The sequence below is a fragment of the Streptomyces sp. NBC_00250 genome, assembly GCF_036192275.1.
Lineage (GTDB): Bacteria > Actinomycetota > Actinomycetes > Streptomycetales > Streptomycetaceae > Streptomyces.
Genome location: NZ_CP108088.1, coordinates 1,031,443 through 1,046,370, shown reverse-complemented (window position 1 = coordinate 1,046,370; position 14,928 = coordinate 1,031,443). Strand labels below are relative to the sequence as shown.

Here is a 14,928-nt window from a genome sequence, read left to right as displayed (position 1 = left end):
TCGATGCCGACATGTCGGCGGCCTCTCGGGGATCCACCGGAGAGGTGACGAAACGACGGGAACCGGTGCCGTGGGGAACAGTTACGAGGATGAGTGTCGCCGGTCGTTGGCCGAGGAGCAGGCGAAGAGCCTTGCCGGGACCGACGACTGGGAACATGTGGACAGGGAGCGGGTCCACCAGGACTGGGACGTCCTGTACCGGGAGATCACGGCTTTCCTGGACGGCGGCTCCCTGCCCGAGGATCGGCAGATCCAGGAGCTCGTCCGCAGGCACTTCGACATCGTCTGCCGGTTCTACACCCCCTCCAGGGAGGCGTACGTCGGCATGTCGCTCTTCTACGCCGAGGACGAGGCCATGAGGGCGTTCCACGATTCCTACCACCCCGGGCTGGTGGAGTTCATGGGCGTCGCGATCAAGGTGTTCGCCGAGCAGGGAAGCGGGTTCGCCCCCAGCGCAGGGGCCGAGGCTTCGGCGTAGTCGGGCGACACGGGCCAGGACAACGCATGGGCGGGTGCGCCCGGACCGGGGTCCGGGCGCACCCGCCGACGGGTGGGGGCCAGCGGCCCGGGCCAGTCGCAGTTGGTGTAGGCCGCGAGGATCAGCCAGGTCCAGCGGTCCGCCGCCTCGGGGGTGCGGATCAACGTTCATCTGGTCCGCCCGCTGATCCGAAGGAAAGGCCCTCGGCCTCGCCGTCGTGGACGCCGTGACCCGTGCCCGCGACGGCCGGACGACGGTCACCAGCCTACCCGGCCACACCTGCTTCGTCCTGAGGCTGCCGGCGCGACGCGACGACGGCGCCTTCGGTGGTGGCAGCGGCGAAGCTCAGATGTCCTGACCCGCAGCCTGGCGGAATCGATCCCGCACCGCGGCCCGTTCAGCTCGCCCCGCACTATGAGTTCGTCGAAGATCACGCGGTGGAGCCCGGCCCGCACCAGGCCGCACGTTCACCGTCGACAGTGGGCTGTACCGGTCGTCGTGCCCGGCTGTTCGGGGGATCCGAGGGCGGCACCCGACGCTTCTCCGCCCCAGCGAGGGCATGCGTGGGGGAGAAGAAGGAGGAGACCCGATGCCTCTCCGTCCATCGAGGTTCAGCCACGACGCACGGGACGCCCTGCGCAGAGCCGGTCACGTCCGGTACCGGTCTCCCGGCACGGAGCGGTGAGCCGCAATGGCCTCCGTTCGGATCCTCTATGCCTCCGAGCACCACTCCACGCAGGAGATCGCCGACCGGATCGGTGAGCGATTGCGCCTGATCGGACACCGTGTGGAGATCCAGGCGCTGCGCGCATCCTCCGAGGGGCAGGGGCCCTTGCCGGGCGACGCGCTCGTGCTGGGCAGCGCGGTCCACGACGGTGCCTGGCTGCCGGCGGCGGAAGGCTTCGCCAGGAGCAACGCCGATCGCTGGGGTGATCAACCGACGTGGATGTTCAGCGTCGGCATGGCCGCGGCCCTGCCGGGACCGTTGCGCCGGCTTGCCGAACGTATGGTGCAGCCACGCATCGCCGCTCTCGTCGAGCTTGTCCGCCCTCGGGACCATCGGCGTTTCTCGGGTGTAATCCGGCGCGAACACCTCGACCGGAAGGGTGCCTTGCTGTTCCGACTGCTCGGTTGCCGCTACGGGGACCACCGAGACTGGGCGGCGATCGACGCCTGGGCGGACGACATCGCCCGGCAGCTCGACGCGTGACGAGGTGGCGGTGCACCGGGAAGCGGATCTCGTGACGGCGCTGCCTCAGCACCGGGGTGGGTGAGACGAGCCCTCCCGAGTCGCTCGTCATTCGGTGACGCGGACCGCGAGCGCCGGGCGGATGGCGGCAGCGCGGCGGGCCGGCCCGATCGTTGCGAGGAGGGACGCGGCGAAGGTGGCTGCGGCCAGGACGCAGATGCTGGTCCATTCGACCGGGAACCCCCCTTCGAGGCCCTCGAACGCGGCGCTGTTGGCGTACATCAGCCAGGTGGTGAGCACGCCCAGGAGGGAGCCGAGCACGATTCCTTCCACGGCGATGAAAGAGCTCTCCCAGAGGAAGGACCGCTGGACCGTCCGCGCCCGGAAGCCGAGGGCCCGCAGGATGCCGATGGTGCGTCGGCGTTCGCGTACGGATCGGACCATGACGACGCCGAGGCCGGTGATGCCCACGCCGAGGCCCAGGGCGAGGAAGCCCTGCATGAGGCGGAAGAAGGCGGTGCTGGAGTCGAACTGTTGGCGGATGTCCGACTCGATGGGTGTGGCGACCAGGCTGGACGAGAGCTGCTCGCCCTGCAGTCGGGTCGCCAGGGGGTCGGGGGAGATGCCGGGGGCGGTTCTGACCAGTGCGGAGGCGTTCTGGGCCTGGGCGCCGAAGAGCTCGCGCGTCGCCTGCTCGCTCGACACCACGGGGTAGGTGGTCGAACTGGCGCCGGTGCCAGGGTAGAAGACCAACCCGTTGCTGAGCACGCCGGCGATGACCTTCTGTTCGCTGCGGCCCGTCCGGGGATCGGTCAGGGTGAGGGTGTCCCCGGGATCGTAGTAGTCGCCGGCCGGGCCGCCCGTGCTGCCGAAGAAGGCGTCGAGCACGACGTAGCGGGGGTCGGAGGCGAGGGCCTGCCACACGGCGGCGTCGTTGTTCAGGCCGGGCAGCCGCTCCCGGAACGTGATGCCGGTGATCGCTCCGTCGGGCACGCCGACGACGGCGGTGTCCAGGAGTTGAGCGCTGCGGTGTCCCGGATCAGTGGCTCGCCCTGTGGCGTTGAGCAGCGGTGTCACGGCGGCGATCCCGGCGGCCGACGGGCCGCCGCGGAGATCGGAGACGAGTCGGTCGCCGGCGACCTGGGGGTTGTAGTCCAGTCGCAGGGAGTATCCGGCGGTGGCATCGGCGACGACTCCGTCGACTCCGGCGCGGAGGATGCCCGAGATCTCCGTCAGAAGCACGAGGACGAACACGATCAGGGTGTACATCACCAGCGTCGCGCCGGTCCTGAACCGCTTGGCCAGGGGGTACGCGACGGCGAGCCGCGCCGCAAGGCCGCCCTCCGTCGGGCGCTGGAGGACGCGCCGTACGGGGCGTAGCAGGATCTTCTGGTTGTCGCTGACGAGCACCACGGCGGAGAAGGCGGCCAGGGCGCCCTGGATGACGTAGACGGACATCGAGGGTGTGTCGAAGATCCGGGGGCGGATGACGGGTGCCAGGAGCGTCCAGGCGAGGACGGCTCCCGCGACCAGGGTGGTGACCGTGTGACGGGGGAGGACACGCAGCAGTGCAGGGGTGGCGAAGGCGAGGGCGAGCGCCGGCATGAGGTACGTCGCGTCGGGCTGGCTGCGTGCCACGGCCGGGACGGCCGCGAACGCGCACAGGACGGCCAGGGTGCCGGAGACCGCCAGCAGCCGGCGTCGCGGTCCCTGCCCGGGCGTCGTCGGGAGGTCGCGGATCGCGGCGATGATGTTGAACCTGCTGATGCGCACGCTGGTGGCCAGGATGGCGGCAAAAGCGATCAGCAGGCCCATGGCCAGTCCGTTGAGGACGCTGGTGGGCGTGATGGCGAACGCGATGCGGATGCTGCTTCCGCCGACCGACCAACCCTGGAAGATCTGCGCCGCCACGACGGCGACGCCCCAGCCGACCGCGACCCCGATGGCCACGCCCGGCAGCGCGGACAGCAACGCGTAGGTGGCACCTTCGAGCGTGAAGGACCCGACGAGCCGCGAGCGCTTCATCCCCACGGCCCGCACCATGCCCATCTGGGACTTCCGCTCCTCGCCGAGCATCACGAAGATGTTCACCAGGAGCAGTGCGCCCGCGATGATGCTGAAACTGCCGATCATGAGGAACAGGGCTCCGAGGGAGTCCCCGGCCTGTTTGGCGTCCCGCAGGACCGTGTGCTTCGGCGTCTCGATCGCCGTCTGGCCGGCGAGCGGGCCCAGCGCCTGCCGGATGTCGGCTGTCACCTTGTTGGTCAGGGCTTCGCCGCTTTCGACGCCGCCTCGGTTGGAGAGGAAGGTGACCGAGCGAGGCTCCGCTCCGGCGGCCCGGGCGGCGGAGTCCAGGGTCCCCGGTGCCAGGAACACGTCGCGGTTCAGCCTGCCACCGAGGCCCACACCGGCCAGACCCTCTTCCGGCACCACACGCTCGACCCGGTACGTCCCCGGAACTCCGAACAGGTACAGCGTGATCGGATCCCCGGCCCCCACGCTCAGGGACCGGGCCAGCGGCTCGTTGACCACGACCTGGCCGGGCTTCGGATTCGGTCCGCCGAGCCCGGAATCCCCACCCGGCGCGCCGAAGCGCGCCGCCTTGTCGAAGTCCATCTGCCAGGCCAGGACACGTGGCTCTGCGGCCGTACGGCCGTCGGTACGGGTGACGGCGGATGCCTGGGTGGCCTGGGCGTTCAGTACTCCGTCGACGTCAGGGCCGCCCGCCAGGGCGGCCAGCCGCTCGGTCACGTCGCGCCCGGTCGGGCCGGGGGGCGCGACGACGCGCTCGTCCACCGGCCCCAGGGTCCGGTACGCCTCCTGCCGTACGGAGAAGTTCAGGGTGTCGCCGACGACCAGGGCCCCGATGACGATGGCCGTCCCGAGCATCGATCCGCCGATCACCAGCGCTGCCTCGGTGCGCCGGCGGGCGACCTGACGGAAGGCCAGCCGCCGTGACACCGGCTGCCGGACGGCGACCAGCACCAAGGCCGCGAGGGCGAGCGCTAGGGCGGTGAGCAGCGGGACGAGGAGGTTCGGGTACATGGTCAGCCCAAGGGTGCGTCGGGGATCGGGGCTCGGGCCGTGACGGTCTGGCGGACGTCGTCGACCAGCTGCCCGTCGTGCATCCGGATCAGCCGGGGGACGCGCGCTCCGATGGCGCTGTCGTGGGTGACCAGGACGATCGTCTGGCTCTCGTCCTGGTTGAGCTCGCACAGCAGGTCCATGACCTGGTCGGCCATCGCGCTGTCGAGGTTGCCCGTCGGTTCGTCCGCCCACACGATGGCCGGGCGTCCCGCCAGGGCGCGGGCGATGGTCACCCGCTGCTGCTCACCCCCGGACAGCTCGCTGGGCCGGTGCTCGACCCGGTGGCCGAGGTCCACCCGGTCGAGCATGTCCAGCGCCCGGCGACGGGCTTCGCGCGGCCGGGTGCCCACGAGCAGGAGGGGCAGTTCGACGTTCTCCACCGCGGAGAAGACAGGGATGAGGTTGAACGCCTGGAAGACGAATCCCATGGTGTGAGCGCGGTGCTCCGTGCGCGCAGCGTCCGACATCGCGAACAGATCGTGGCCGTCGACCTCCACCCGGCCGCCGTCGATGTCGTCGAGCCCGGACAGACAGTTCAGGAGCGTGGTCTTTCCGGAGCCGGACGGTCCCATGACCGCCACCATCTCCCCGTGACGTACGACGAGATCCAGGTCGAGGAGGGCTGTGACCTCCACGGAGCCCGTCCGGTAGATCTTGCGTACTCCGGAGGCGACGAGGAGTGCCTGGTCGGCGTTCATGTCTTCCATACCAACCTTCGGAAGGAACCGGCGGCTACGGCCACCCAGGCCCCGGAAACGGGCCGAACGGCCCAATCGCCGGGTCATCGGGAGGCCGGGACGAGCGGTTCCCGCCGCCGCGGTCAGGCGTCCGCGGTCGCCCGGGCGCTTCGCCGGACAGCGGTGGCGGCGAGGGTTCCCGCGCCGGTCGCGGTGACGGCGAGGAGGACGAACCCCCACGTGTAGTCGTGTGCGACGCTGTCGACCGCTCCCATCACGAGAGGCGGGAAGAAGCCGCCGAGACCGCCCGCCGCCCCGACCACTCCCGTCACCGAGCCGACCCGCTCGGCCGGGACCAGACGTGCCACGAGCGCGAAGACCGCCCCGGACCCGGCGCCCAGGCCGGCGGCCATGCCGAAGAAGGCCGCCGTTCCCACGGGGACCAGTTCCGCCTCGAACGCCGCGATCAGGGCGGACACCGCAACGAGCCCGTACGAGACCGTCAGTACGGGTACGGGGTGGATGCGGTCCGACAGCCAGCCCCCCACCGGCCGCATCGCCACGGCGAGGACGACGAATCCCGCGGTCCGCAGTGCCGCGTCGGAGCGCCCCAGCTCGTACGCCCTGGTGAGGTAGGTCGGAAGGTAGACGCTGAACGCGACGAACCCTCCGAAGGAGACGGCGTACAAGAACGCCAGCTGCCAGGTGGCCGGTGTACGCATGGCCAGTGCTGTGCGCGAGATCAGCGACCCCGACGCCGTCGCGCGCCCCGGGCGGTCGCGGAGCAGGAACCAGGCCACCCCGGCGTACACGGCGAGGAAGGCGGCCACGAGATCGAAGGGGAAGGCACGTCCGACGGCGTCGGCGAGCTGGACGGTTGTGAATGCTGACAAGGCCGTTCCACCGGTGCCGATGCCGAAGATCCCGAGGGCGACGCCTCGGCGTGCGGGTGGGTACCAGGCGTTGACGAACGGCACTCCGACGGCGAAGGCCGTTCCCCCGAGCCCGAGGAGGAAGCCGCCCGCGAGCACCTCGGCGAACGAGTCGGCCAGGTGACCCAGGTACAGCACGGGGAGGATCGTCAGGGCCGCGACGAGGGGAAAGACCCGGCGCGCACCCCAGCGGTCCGTCAGCGCCCCCGCCGGGATCCGGCCCAGCGCGCCGACCACCACGGGCACGGCGACCACCAGTGACTGCTCGAAGGAACTGAGGCCCAGGTCGTCCCGCAGCCGCGGGCCGAGCGGGCCCAGCAGCGCCCATGCCCAGAAACAGAGGGCGAACCCGACGGTGGCGAGGAACAGCATCTGCCACGGTCGCGGTGCGTCCACGACGGGCGGGATCCCCGAGTTCCGGACCATGGTGGCCTCCCGGCGGTGATCCGCGTCGGCGGGCGCGGGCTTGCTGTTCCCCACCCTCCGGCCTTCGGGATCCCGGCTCCAGGGGCCGCTTGTTCCCTTCCGTGCCCGACCGGCCCCCCGCCAGGGACCGGACGGCCCTGTGCCGGGCCTCCTGGGGCGGCGCACGGTGGTGGCGGACGGACCGGAGGCAGGGGCGTCCGGTTCCTGCCGGCCCGGCCGTCGGGAGTGTGAGTGGCGATGATGTTCTGGTACGGCGACGGCATGAACGGATGGGGCTGGTTCGCCATGTCAGCCGGGATGATGCTGTTCTGGGGCCTTCTCATCACCGTCGCGGTGATGCTCTTCCGTACCCTGGGCCGTCCTGCGGAACGGCCGTCTGGGTCTCGGCCTGCCACGTCGGCCGAGCAGATCCTGGGCGAGCGACTGGCGCGCGGTGAGATCGACGAGGACGAGTACCGCCGGCGCCTGACCGCCCTGCGCAGCGCGGAACCGTGAACCCCGCGACCGGTCGGGATGCGAGTGGGGGCGTGGCCGGTCACGCTGGGATCATGGCGGGTCGGATACCCGGGGAGCCGGGCGGACGCATGGACGCGCTCCGTGAGCTGACCGCACGGCACGGAGGGCGCGGGGGGCTGCTGCCGGCCGCGCTGGAGCGCGCCAGGTCGGGTACCGCGGAAGGGCCCGAGGCATGGGCACCCAAGGTCGCGGCGGCAGCCCGACTCCCGGCCGCCGCAGGGCTCGGCCCCGCCACCTTCTTCGCCGATCTCGCCGCCCCACGCGGCGAGCGGCACGTGCGGGTGTGCACCGCGACGGCGTGTTTCGCCGTGCGGGGTGGACGGCACCTGGCGGAGGTAGAACGGGCACTCGGAGTGGTGGCGGGCACGGTCGACGAGGGGGGTTCCACCTCGCTGCAGACGGTGCACTGCGTCGGCTACTGCTACGCCGGCCCCGCCGCCCTCGACGGCACCCTGCCCCGCATCGGCCCGGACCTGGCCGACCAACTCGCCGGGCGGACGGAACCGTGTGCGCCGGGCATCCCCGCGGCCGACACCACCGGGGCGCCCGTCCTGCTCGCCGGGAACGTGGGAGGGCACTCCGCATGGGACGTGTGGCGCGAGGCCGTGGCCGGGCTGCGGCCCGAGGACGTACGGGAGGAGACCGCCCTCGCAGGACTGCGCGGGCGAGGCGGCGCCGGATTTCCGGTGGCCGACAAGTGGGCCGCAGTCGCGGGGAAGCCCGACACGGTCGTCGTCGCCAACGGGGACGAGGGTGACCCCGGCTCGTACGCTGACCGGCTGCTCATGGAGGAGGACCCCGAGCGCGTCCTCGCAGGACTCGCCCTGGCCTGCTTCGCCTGCGGCGCCCGGCGCGGGACGGTCCTGGTCCGCTCCGAGTATCCGAGAGCCATGGCACGGCTGCGCCGGGCGGTGGAACGCGCGACGGAGGCGGGGGACCTGGCACCCTCGGTCGAGACAGCCGGTCCGCGGCCGTTCGTCGAGATCGTCGAAGGAGCCGGTTCCTATGTCGCCGGCGAGGAGACCGCCCTCATCGCCCGCCTCGAAGGCGCTCGCGGCTGTGCCCGCCCCCGGCCCCCGTACCCCACGGACCACGGCCTGTGGGACGCGCCGACCGTGGTCAACAATGTGGAGACCCTGGCGGCCGTGCCCTGGATCGTCGCCCACGGCGGAGCGTCCTACGCCCGACGCGGCGTAACAGACGAAACCGGTACCAAGCTGGTGTGCCTGTCCGAACGCTTCGCCCGGCCCGGTGCCTACGAGGTCGAGTTCGGCACTTCCGTGGGCGAGATCGCCACCCGGTTCGGGGGCGGTCTCAAGGACGGCCGCGAGCTCGTCGCCCTCCAGATCGGCGGGCCCCTGGGCGGCTTCCTCGCCGGGACCGCTCTCGAGGTCCCCCTCACCACGGCAGCGCTCGCCGAGCACGGCGCCGCCCTCGGTCACGCCGGCATGGTCGCCTTCGATGCCGACACCGATCCGCACGAACTCCTTCGGCACATCTGGGAGTTCGCCGCCGACGAGAGCTGCGGAGCCTGTTCGCCCTGCCGGGTCGGCACCCGGCGAGGACTCGAACTCGCGCAGGGCCAGGGCCGGCCGGGGGAGACCTACGAGCGACTGGAACGGCTCATGGAGGAGGCGAGCCTCTGCGCCTTCGGCCGCCGCGTCCCCGTCGCCGTCCGCAGCCTGGCCCGCATCTACGGGCCGGCACTGGAAGGATGGGACCGATGACCCGGCTCCAGGTCGACGGCGTGCCGGTCGAACTGCCCGCGGGAGCCACACTGCTCGACGCGGTACGTGCCACCGGAGCCGACTTGCCCGCCCTCTGCCACGACGACCGTCTCCGGCCCGCAGGCTCCTGCCGGACCTGCCTGGTCCGCGCCGACGGGCGAACCGTCGCCGCATGCGTCACGCCGGCGACGCCGGGCCTCACCGTCGACACCGACGACGAGGGCGTGCGGAACCTGCGCCGGGACGCGGTCGCCCTGATCGCCTCGGCGCTCCCACCGCACGCGCTCGACGACAGCGCGCACAGTGAACTGGCCGAGGCGTGCCGGACCTTGGGGATCCCGGCGGACATGGCGGCCGGTATCCCCACGCGCGGTCGGGACGAGAGCCACCCGTACGTCCATCTCGACCGGGACCTGTGTATCGCCTGCGGGCGCTGCGTACGGATGTGCTCCGACGTCCAGGGAACCTTCGCGCTCACTCTCACCGGACGCGGTGCCGACACGGTCGTCGCCCCGGGCACTGGCGGTCCCTGGGCCGGCTCCGACTGCGTGTCCTGCGGCGGCTGTGTCGACACCTGCCCGACGGGGGCGATCGCCCAGCCCGGACCCGGTGAGGGCCTCACCTCGCGACAGGCCCCCGCCGACCGCGTACGCACCACCTGCGGCTACTGCGGAGTCGGCTGCACCCTCGACGTCGTCGTCCGTGAGGACCGTGTCGCCGCCGTGCTGCCCGCCTGGGACGGACCGGTCAACCGGGGCCACGCCTGCGTCAAAGGCCGCTTCGCCTACGGATACCTCAGCTCCGCCGAGCGTCTCACCGAGCCCCTGGTCCGGGAGAACGGCGAACTGCGACCGGCGACCTGGGACGAGGCGGTGACCCGGATCGCCGACGGGCTGCGCGCGGCCGTCCTCGACGGCGGTCCCGACTCGGTCGCCGCGATCTCCTCCGCCCGGGCCACCAACGAGGAGAACTACCTCGTCCAGAAGTTCCTGCGGACCGTCATCGGCACCAACAACGTCGACAACTGCTCCCGCCTCTGCCACGCCCCGTCAGCCGCAGGACTCACCGCCTCCTTCGGACGCGCCGGCGGCACCGACCCCTTCGACGACGTCGAGACCGCCGACTGTCTCCTGGTCGTCGGCGCCAACCCCGTCGAAGCCCACCCCGTCGTCGGCGCCCGTCTCCTCCAGCGGGCACTCGCAGGGGCCTCCCTGATCGTGGCCGACCCCCGTGCCGTGGGCCTCGCGCACCATGCCGACGTGCACCTGCGTCCGCGCCCCGGTACGAACGTCGCCCTCTTCCACGGCCTGGCCCACGTCCTCGTCGACGAAGGCATGACCGATTCGGGCTTCCTCCGCGATCGCGCCACCGGGCTGGACGAACTCTCCGACCTGCTGGCCGGCTACCCGCCCGAGCGGGTAGCCGAGATCACCGGCGTTCCCGCCGACGACATCAGGAAGGCCGCCCGGCTCTACGGCCGCGCGGAGCGGCCGGCCGTCCTGTACGGACTCGGGGTCACCGAGCACCTGCACGGCACCGACGGCGTCCGGACCCTGGCGAACCTCCCCATCCTGTGCGGAGCCGTCGGAGCCACCGGCCGCGGGTTCGGCATCAGCCCCCTGCGCGGTCAGAACAACGTCCAGGGCGCCTCCGACATGGGTGCCCTGCCCGACCTGCTCCCCGGCTACGGCCGTGTCACCGACCCCGAGGCCCGCGCCCGTGCCGAAGTGGTGTGGGGCCGACCAGTCCCCGATCGGCCGGGTATGCGCATCCCCGAGATGTTCGCGGCGGCTCGCGAGGGCCGGCTGCGGGCGCTGTGGATCATCGGCGAGGACGTGTGCGCGACCGATCCCGACAGCCGACGGGTCGCGGAGGCCCTCGACGCCTGCCCGCTCGTCGTCGTCAACGAGCTCTTCCCCGGCGAGACCGCCCACCACGCCGATGTCGTCCTGCCCGTGGCCTCCTGGCTGGAGAAGGACGGGACCTTCGTCAACTTCGACCGCCGCTTCCAGCGCGTACGACCAGCGGTGGCTCCGCCCGGAACGACGCGCTCCGACTTCGACGTCGTGCACGCCGTCGCCGGTGCCCTCGGTGCCGACCTGGACTGCCCGACCCCCGCAGCGGCTCTCGCCGAGTGCGGACGTGTGACACCTCTCTTCGCCGGTCTCTCGCACGAGCGGCTCGACCGGGAGGGGGCGGTGCCCTGGCCCTGCCCCACGCCGGACCGGCCAGGCGAAGCCACTCTGTACGCGGAGGAGTTCGCCACCCCCGACGGGCGCGCACATCTATCGGCGGCCCCCTATCTGCCGCCCGGCGAAGAACCGGACCAGGACTATCCCCTGGTGCTCGTCACCGGGCGCCGATGGGCCCACTACAACTCCGGGAGCATGACCCGGCGCGGCGGCAACCTCCTTCTCGACACGTCCGACCGCCTGGACCTGCACCCGGAGGACGCCGCCCGGTTCGGCGTGCGGGACGGCACCCCGGTCACCGTCGAGAGCCGGCACGGACAGGCGCGACTGGTCGCCCGCGTAGGGACGGAACTCGCTCCCGGGCAGGTCTTCTGCGCGTTCCACTTCCCGGCCAGCGGCGTCAACTCCCTCACCTCGGAGCACGCCGACACCGTGACCTCGTGTCCGGAGTACAAGGTCACGGCGGTACGGCTGAGTCCGACGGCGCCCGAGAACTGACCGGCTGCGATCAGTCGTGGGGAACGAGGGCCACGGGCACCGGGCTGTGGTGCAGGACGGCGTGGGCCACGCTGCCGATGTGTGCGCCGAGCGTCGAATGGCGGGTACGCCGGCCCACCACCACGAGGGAGGCCTCCCGGGCGACCGCCACCAGTTCGAGTCCGGCCGATCCGACCGCCACGCGGGCGACCGCCTCGACGTCGGGATACTTCGCCTGCCAGGGTTCCAGCATGGCCTCCACCGAACGCTTGATCTCCGGCACCATGGAAAGCCTGAAGTCCGGGACCATCGCGGGCCCCATTCCCGCGTGCAGCGGGAGCTGCTGCACATACACGACGAGGACCTGGGTGTGCCGTCGCGCGGCTTCCTCGAAGGCGAAGCCCAGCACGGAGTCCACGGGCTGCCGCACGTCGGCCCCGACCACGATCGGGCCCCGTGGAGTGCTTCCCGCGCTGACGGCCCGTACCAGTACGACGGGTCGCTCGACGGCACCGGCGACCGTCAGGCCGACCGAGCCGAGCAGGTACCCGGCCACGCTGCCCAGCGCCCGCGAGCCGAGAACGAGCAGATCGCTCTCCTCAGCCGCGGCGACCAGACCCGGAACGGGCCCCGAGGGCAGCACCTGGGAGGTCACCGACAGGCCGGGATGGCGCTCGCGCAGCTCACCGGCGGTGCGCGCCATCATCTCCCTGGCCCACGGCTCCTCGGACTCCCACTCCACGAGCGACAGAGCGGCCTCCGGTACTGGTTCCTTCGCGTGTACCAGATGTACGTCAGTCCCGCGCAGCACCGCCTCCTCGGCCGCCCACTCCGCGGCTGCCTTGGCCTGCTCCGTACCGTCCAGGCCGACCACGATGCTCCGCGTCATGATCGTCCACCTCCTCGTTCGGTGTCATCGACGTCGTACGTGAGACGGGTGCAGGAGACCGAGACCACGCCGTCCACCGTCGCGCACATGCGCTCGATCGCCGGTGCCATGCCCCGGAAGGGCAGCCTCCCGCCAAGCTCCACCCGCCCGTCGTGCACTTCGACGGCGAGGGCAGTCGGTTCGAGACGCAGCGTGTCACCGAGCACGTCCTCGACGATCTCCCGGCGGATGTCGTCGTCCTCGCGGAGGAAGACGCCCAAGAGGTCGCGACGGCTCACGATGCCCAGCAAGCGGTCCTCGCCATCGACGACCACGAGCCGCTTGACCCTCTGCACCTCCATGAGCCGCGCCGCCTCCGCCACGGTCCACTCCGGACGGGCACACACTGCGGGGGCGGACATGAGCTCCTCGGCCCGTGTTCCCTCGGCCTTCGCCCGTTCCCACGCCTCCAGGCCCGGAACGGCCGGCAATCCACTCGGTGCGGCGGCCTGGTCGGCGGTCTTGCGCAGCAGATCGCCCTCCGACACCACCCCGACGACCCGGCCGTCTCCGTCCACCACGGGCACAGCGGTCACTTGGTGCTGCGCGAGTGTGCGGGCGACCTCCTTGAACGGGGCGTCGCCGCGGACACTCACCACCTCACGGGTCATGAGCTGGTCGATCCTGCGGTGACGCATCACCCTCTCCTTCCTTGTGCGGACGCACTGGCCTCGCCCACCAGGCGAGCGGCGCAGCCGTCCCACGTGTCGAGGGCCGGATAGTCGTCCTCGCTGAGTTCCGCCCCGCTGAGTTCGGCGAGTGCCTCGACGAACTCGAGGAAGTCCAGCGAATCCATCTCGAACGTGTCCCGCAGGGACACGCCGGGATCGAGCCCCGTGAAGTCGGCGTCGGGGACGACGCGCTGCACGGCTTGCCGGACGAATGCCTTTGCCTGGTCGTGGTTCACAGATCCTCCGGTTGTTGCAGGAGCCGGTCCATGGCGGTCAGGAGACGCGCGCCGGTGGCGCCGTCGGCGGCACGGTGGTCGGCGGACAACGTCGCCGTCACCATGGGACGAACTCCCAGCAGGCCGTTCACGGCCACCGGCCGCTCGACGATCCGGCCGAGGCCGACGAGCGCGACCTGCGGCGGGTAGACGACCCCGAACACGGCCTCGACGCCCTGGTCGCCGAGGTTCGTGACCGTGAGGCTGGGGTCGGCGGTCTCGGATGCGCGGAGCCGGCCGCCCCGTGCCCGCGCCACCAGGTCCTTGAGTGCGGCCATCACCTCGACCACGGAGAGCGTGTCGGCGTGGGCGAGGGACGGGGCGGCAAGGCCACCTCCTCGCAGGGAGACGGCGATGCCCAGCCGTACCTCTTCCGCCGGGACGAAGCCGTCGTCGGCCCAGTGCCCGTTGAGCTTGGGCACCTGGCGCGCCGCCAGTGCGACGGCCTTGAACAGGAGTGCGGCGGGCACCAGACGGGCGGACAAGGGCAGTTCGCGGTTGCGGGCGTGCATCCACTCCAGGGCCGCTGCCATGTCCACGGTCGTGGAGAGGTAGAAGTGCGGGATCTCCCGCTTGGATCGGCTCATGAGCCGGGCGGTCGCCGCCCGTGCCATATCCGGGACGGCCGGCCGCGGTGCGCCCTCGGCGGCCGGGGCGGAACGGACGTCCTCCGCACGGACGGTGCCGCCCCGACCCGTGCCGGTCACCTCGGCGAGGTCGACGCCGAGCTCCGTGGCCAGCCGCCGCGCGAGCGGTGAGGACTTCACGCGCGGAGGAGCGGGACGCTCCCCGGTCGAGTCGTCGCTGCGTACCGGCTTCGTCGACCGTGTCGGCGGCGCGGGCTTTGCCTCGGCCCCGGACCCGCTCCGCTTCCGTCGCGCCGGTTCCGTACCCGGCTGCCGCCTGATCCCGGTGTGAATGGGCTGTGAGGGGCCGGCGGTCTTGTCGTGCTCCGGTGCTCGTGCAGGTTCCGGTTCCGCGTGCTCCACGTCCGCGCGTGTGATCCTGCCTCCCGGGCCCGAACCATGGACGGCGGCGAGGTCGACGTGCCGGTCCTGGGCGAGTCGGCGGACGAGGGGTGTCGACGGGGGCCGGTCCGTGGTGGGCCTGCTCTCGGCGGACGTGCCGATACGAGCCAGCGGGGTGCCCACCGGTACGGTGACGCCCTCGTCGACGAGGAGGGCGTCGACCGTACCGCTGTGGAAGCACTCCACCTCGATCGCGGACTTCGCGGTCTCGACCACCGCGACGACGTCGCCCCGCGCCACCTGGTCGCCGGGGTGCACCAGCCACTGGGAGAGCGTGCCCTCGTCCATGTCGGCGCCGAGTGACGGCATCGTGAACTCGGCCATC

The 14,928-nt window shown here is 71.9% G+C and carries 12 protein-coding genes; 5 read left to right on the top strand and 7 right to left on the bottom strand.

Annotation, left to right across the window (positions count from 1 at the left end; all coding sequences use genetic code 11):
* The first annotated feature begins 70 nt into the window (after positions 1–70).
* Both OG259_RS04550 and OG259_RS04545 read left to right on the top strand, forming a co-directional pair.
* Positions 71–478, top strand: coding sequence for a TipAS antibiotic-recognition domain-containing protein (locus tag OG259_RS04550; RefSeq protein WP_328940996.1), 408 nt, complete (start codon positions 71–73; stop codon positions 476–478).
* A gap of 691 nt (positions 479–1,169) precedes the next feature.
* On the top strand, positions 1,170–1,688 hold the full coding sequence (locus tag OG259_RS04545; protein ID WP_328940995.1) for a flavodoxin domain-containing protein: 519 nt from the start codon (positions 1,170–1,172) through the stop codon (positions 1,686–1,688).
* An 87-nt stretch (positions 1,689–1,775) separates the two neighbouring features.
* Here the strand turns inward: OG259_RS04545 and OG259_RS04540 are convergent, their stop codons facing one another.
* The 3 genes from OG259_RS04540 to OG259_RS04530 all read right to left on the bottom strand — a co-directional run bounded on the left by OG259_RS04540 (position 1,776) and on the right by OG259_RS04530 (position 6,789).
* Positions 1,776–4,712, bottom strand: a complete 2,937-nt coding sequence (locus tag OG259_RS04540) for an FtsX-like permease family protein (protein ID WP_328940994.1) — start codon at positions 4,710–4,712, stop codon at positions 1,776–1,778.
* Positions 4,713–4,714: 2 nt separating this feature from the next.
* Positions 4,715–5,461, bottom strand: a complete 747-nt coding sequence (locus OG259_RS04535) for an ABC transporter ATP-binding protein (RefSeq protein WP_328940993.1) — start codon at positions 5,459–5,461, stop codon at positions 4,715–4,717.
* A gap of 113 nt (positions 5,462–5,574) precedes the next feature.
* The gene (locus OG259_RS04530; RefSeq protein WP_328946993.1) at positions 5,575–6,789 is read right to left on the bottom strand and encodes an MFS transporter; all 1,215 of its coding nucleotides are present in this window, start codon (positions 6,787–6,789) and stop codon (positions 5,575–5,577) included.
* 237 nt (positions 6,790–7,026) lie between these two features.
* Between OG259_RS04530 and OG259_RS04525 the strand changes: the two genes are divergently transcribed.
* From OG259_RS04525 to fdhF, 3 genes are read left to right on the top strand one after another with little or no spacing between them, the layout of a single operon-like run.
* A complete protein-coding gene (locus OG259_RS04525; RefSeq protein WP_328946992.1) occupies positions 7,027–7,284 on the top strand; it encodes an SHOCT domain-containing protein in 258 nt (85 codons plus the stop codon).
* A 53-nt stretch (positions 7,285–7,337) separates the two neighbouring features.
* On the top strand, positions 7,338–9,032 hold the full coding sequence (locus OG259_RS04520) for an NADH-ubiquinone oxidoreductase-F iron-sulfur binding region domain-containing protein (RefSeq protein WP_328940992.1): 1,695 nt from the start codon (positions 7,338–7,340) through the stop codon (positions 9,030–9,032).
* A complete protein-coding gene (gene fdhF, locus OG259_RS04515) occupies positions 9,029–11,722 on the top strand; it encodes a formate dehydrogenase subunit alpha (RefSeq protein WP_328940991.1) in 2,694 nt (897 codons plus the stop codon). Before OG259_RS04520 ends, fdhF begins: the two co-directional genes overlap by 4 nt.
* Before the next feature lie 10 nt (positions 11,723–11,732).
* Here fdhF and OG259_RS04510 read toward each other — a convergent pair whose 3' ends face one another.
* The 4 genes from OG259_RS04510 to OG259_RS04495 are packed head-to-tail and all read right to left on the bottom strand — an operon-like array spanning position 11,733 to position 14,927.
* Positions 11,733–12,590, bottom strand: coding sequence for a universal stress protein (locus OG259_RS04510; protein ID WP_328940990.1), 858 nt, complete (start codon positions 12,588–12,590; stop codon positions 11,733–11,735).
* Positions 12,587–13,267, bottom strand: coding sequence for a CBS domain-containing protein (locus OG259_RS04505; RefSeq protein ID WP_328940989.1), 681 nt, complete (start codon positions 13,265–13,267; stop codon positions 12,587–12,589). The genes OG259_RS04510 and OG259_RS04505 overlap by 4 nt, the downstream gene beginning before the upstream one ends.
* Positions 13,267–13,536 (bottom strand): phosphopantetheine-binding protein, encoded by a 270-nt coding sequence (locus tag OG259_RS04500; protein WP_328940988.1) that lies wholly within the window; start codon positions 13,534–13,536, stop codon positions 13,267–13,269. Before OG259_RS04500 ends, OG259_RS04505 begins: the two co-directional genes overlap by 1 nt.
* Positions 13,533–14,927 (bottom strand): 2-oxo acid dehydrogenase subunit E2, encoded by a 1,395-nt coding sequence (locus OG259_RS04495; protein WP_328940987.1) that lies wholly within the window; start codon positions 14,925–14,927, stop codon positions 13,533–13,535. Before OG259_RS04495 ends, OG259_RS04500 begins: the two co-directional genes overlap by 4 nt.
* Between the last annotated feature and the right edge of the window lies 1 nt (position 14,928).

What these genes read in the sequence shown, in the direction of transcription:
- OG259_RS04545 (WP_328940995.1), top strand. Translation starts at nt 1,170, where the DNA reads ATGGCCTCCGTTCGGATCCTCTATGCCTCCGAGCACCACTCCACGCAG.
- OG259_RS04540 (WP_328940994.1), bottom strand. Translation starts at nt 4,712, where the DNA reads ATGTACCCGAACCTCCTCGTCCCGCTGCTCACCGCCCTAGCGCTCGCC.
- OG259_RS04535 (WP_328940993.1), bottom strand. Translation starts at nt 5,461, where the DNA reads ATGGAAGACATGAACGCCGACCAGGCACTCCTCGTCGCCTCCGGAGTA.
- OG259_RS04530 (WP_328946993.1), bottom strand. Translation starts at nt 6,789, where the DNA reads ATGGTCCGGAACTCGGGGATCCCGCCCGTCGTGGACGCACCGCGACCG.
- OG259_RS04525 (WP_328946992.1), top strand. Translation starts at nt 7,027, where the DNA reads ATGATGTTCTGGTACGGCGACGGCATGAACGGATGGGGCTGGTTCGCC.
- OG259_RS04520 (WP_328940992.1), top strand. Translation starts at nt 7,338, where the DNA reads ATGGCGGGTCGGATACCCGGGGAGCCGGGCGGACGCATGGACGCGCTC.
- fdhF (WP_328940991.1), top strand. Translation starts at nt 9,029, where the DNA reads ATGACCCGGCTCCAGGTCGACGGCGTGCCGGTCGAACTGCCCGCGGGA.
- OG259_RS04510 (WP_328940990.1), bottom strand. Translation starts at nt 12,590, where the DNA reads ATGACGCGGAGCATCGTGGTCGGCCTGGACGGTACGGAGCAGGCCAAG.
- OG259_RS04505 (WP_328940989.1), bottom strand. Translation starts at nt 13,267, where the DNA reads ATGCGTCACCGCAGGATCGACCAGCTCATGACCCGTGAGGTGGTGAGT.
- OG259_RS04495 (WP_328940987.1), bottom strand. Translation starts at nt 14,927, where the DNA reads ATGGCCGAGTTCACGATGCCGTCACTCGGCGCCGACATGGACGAGGGC.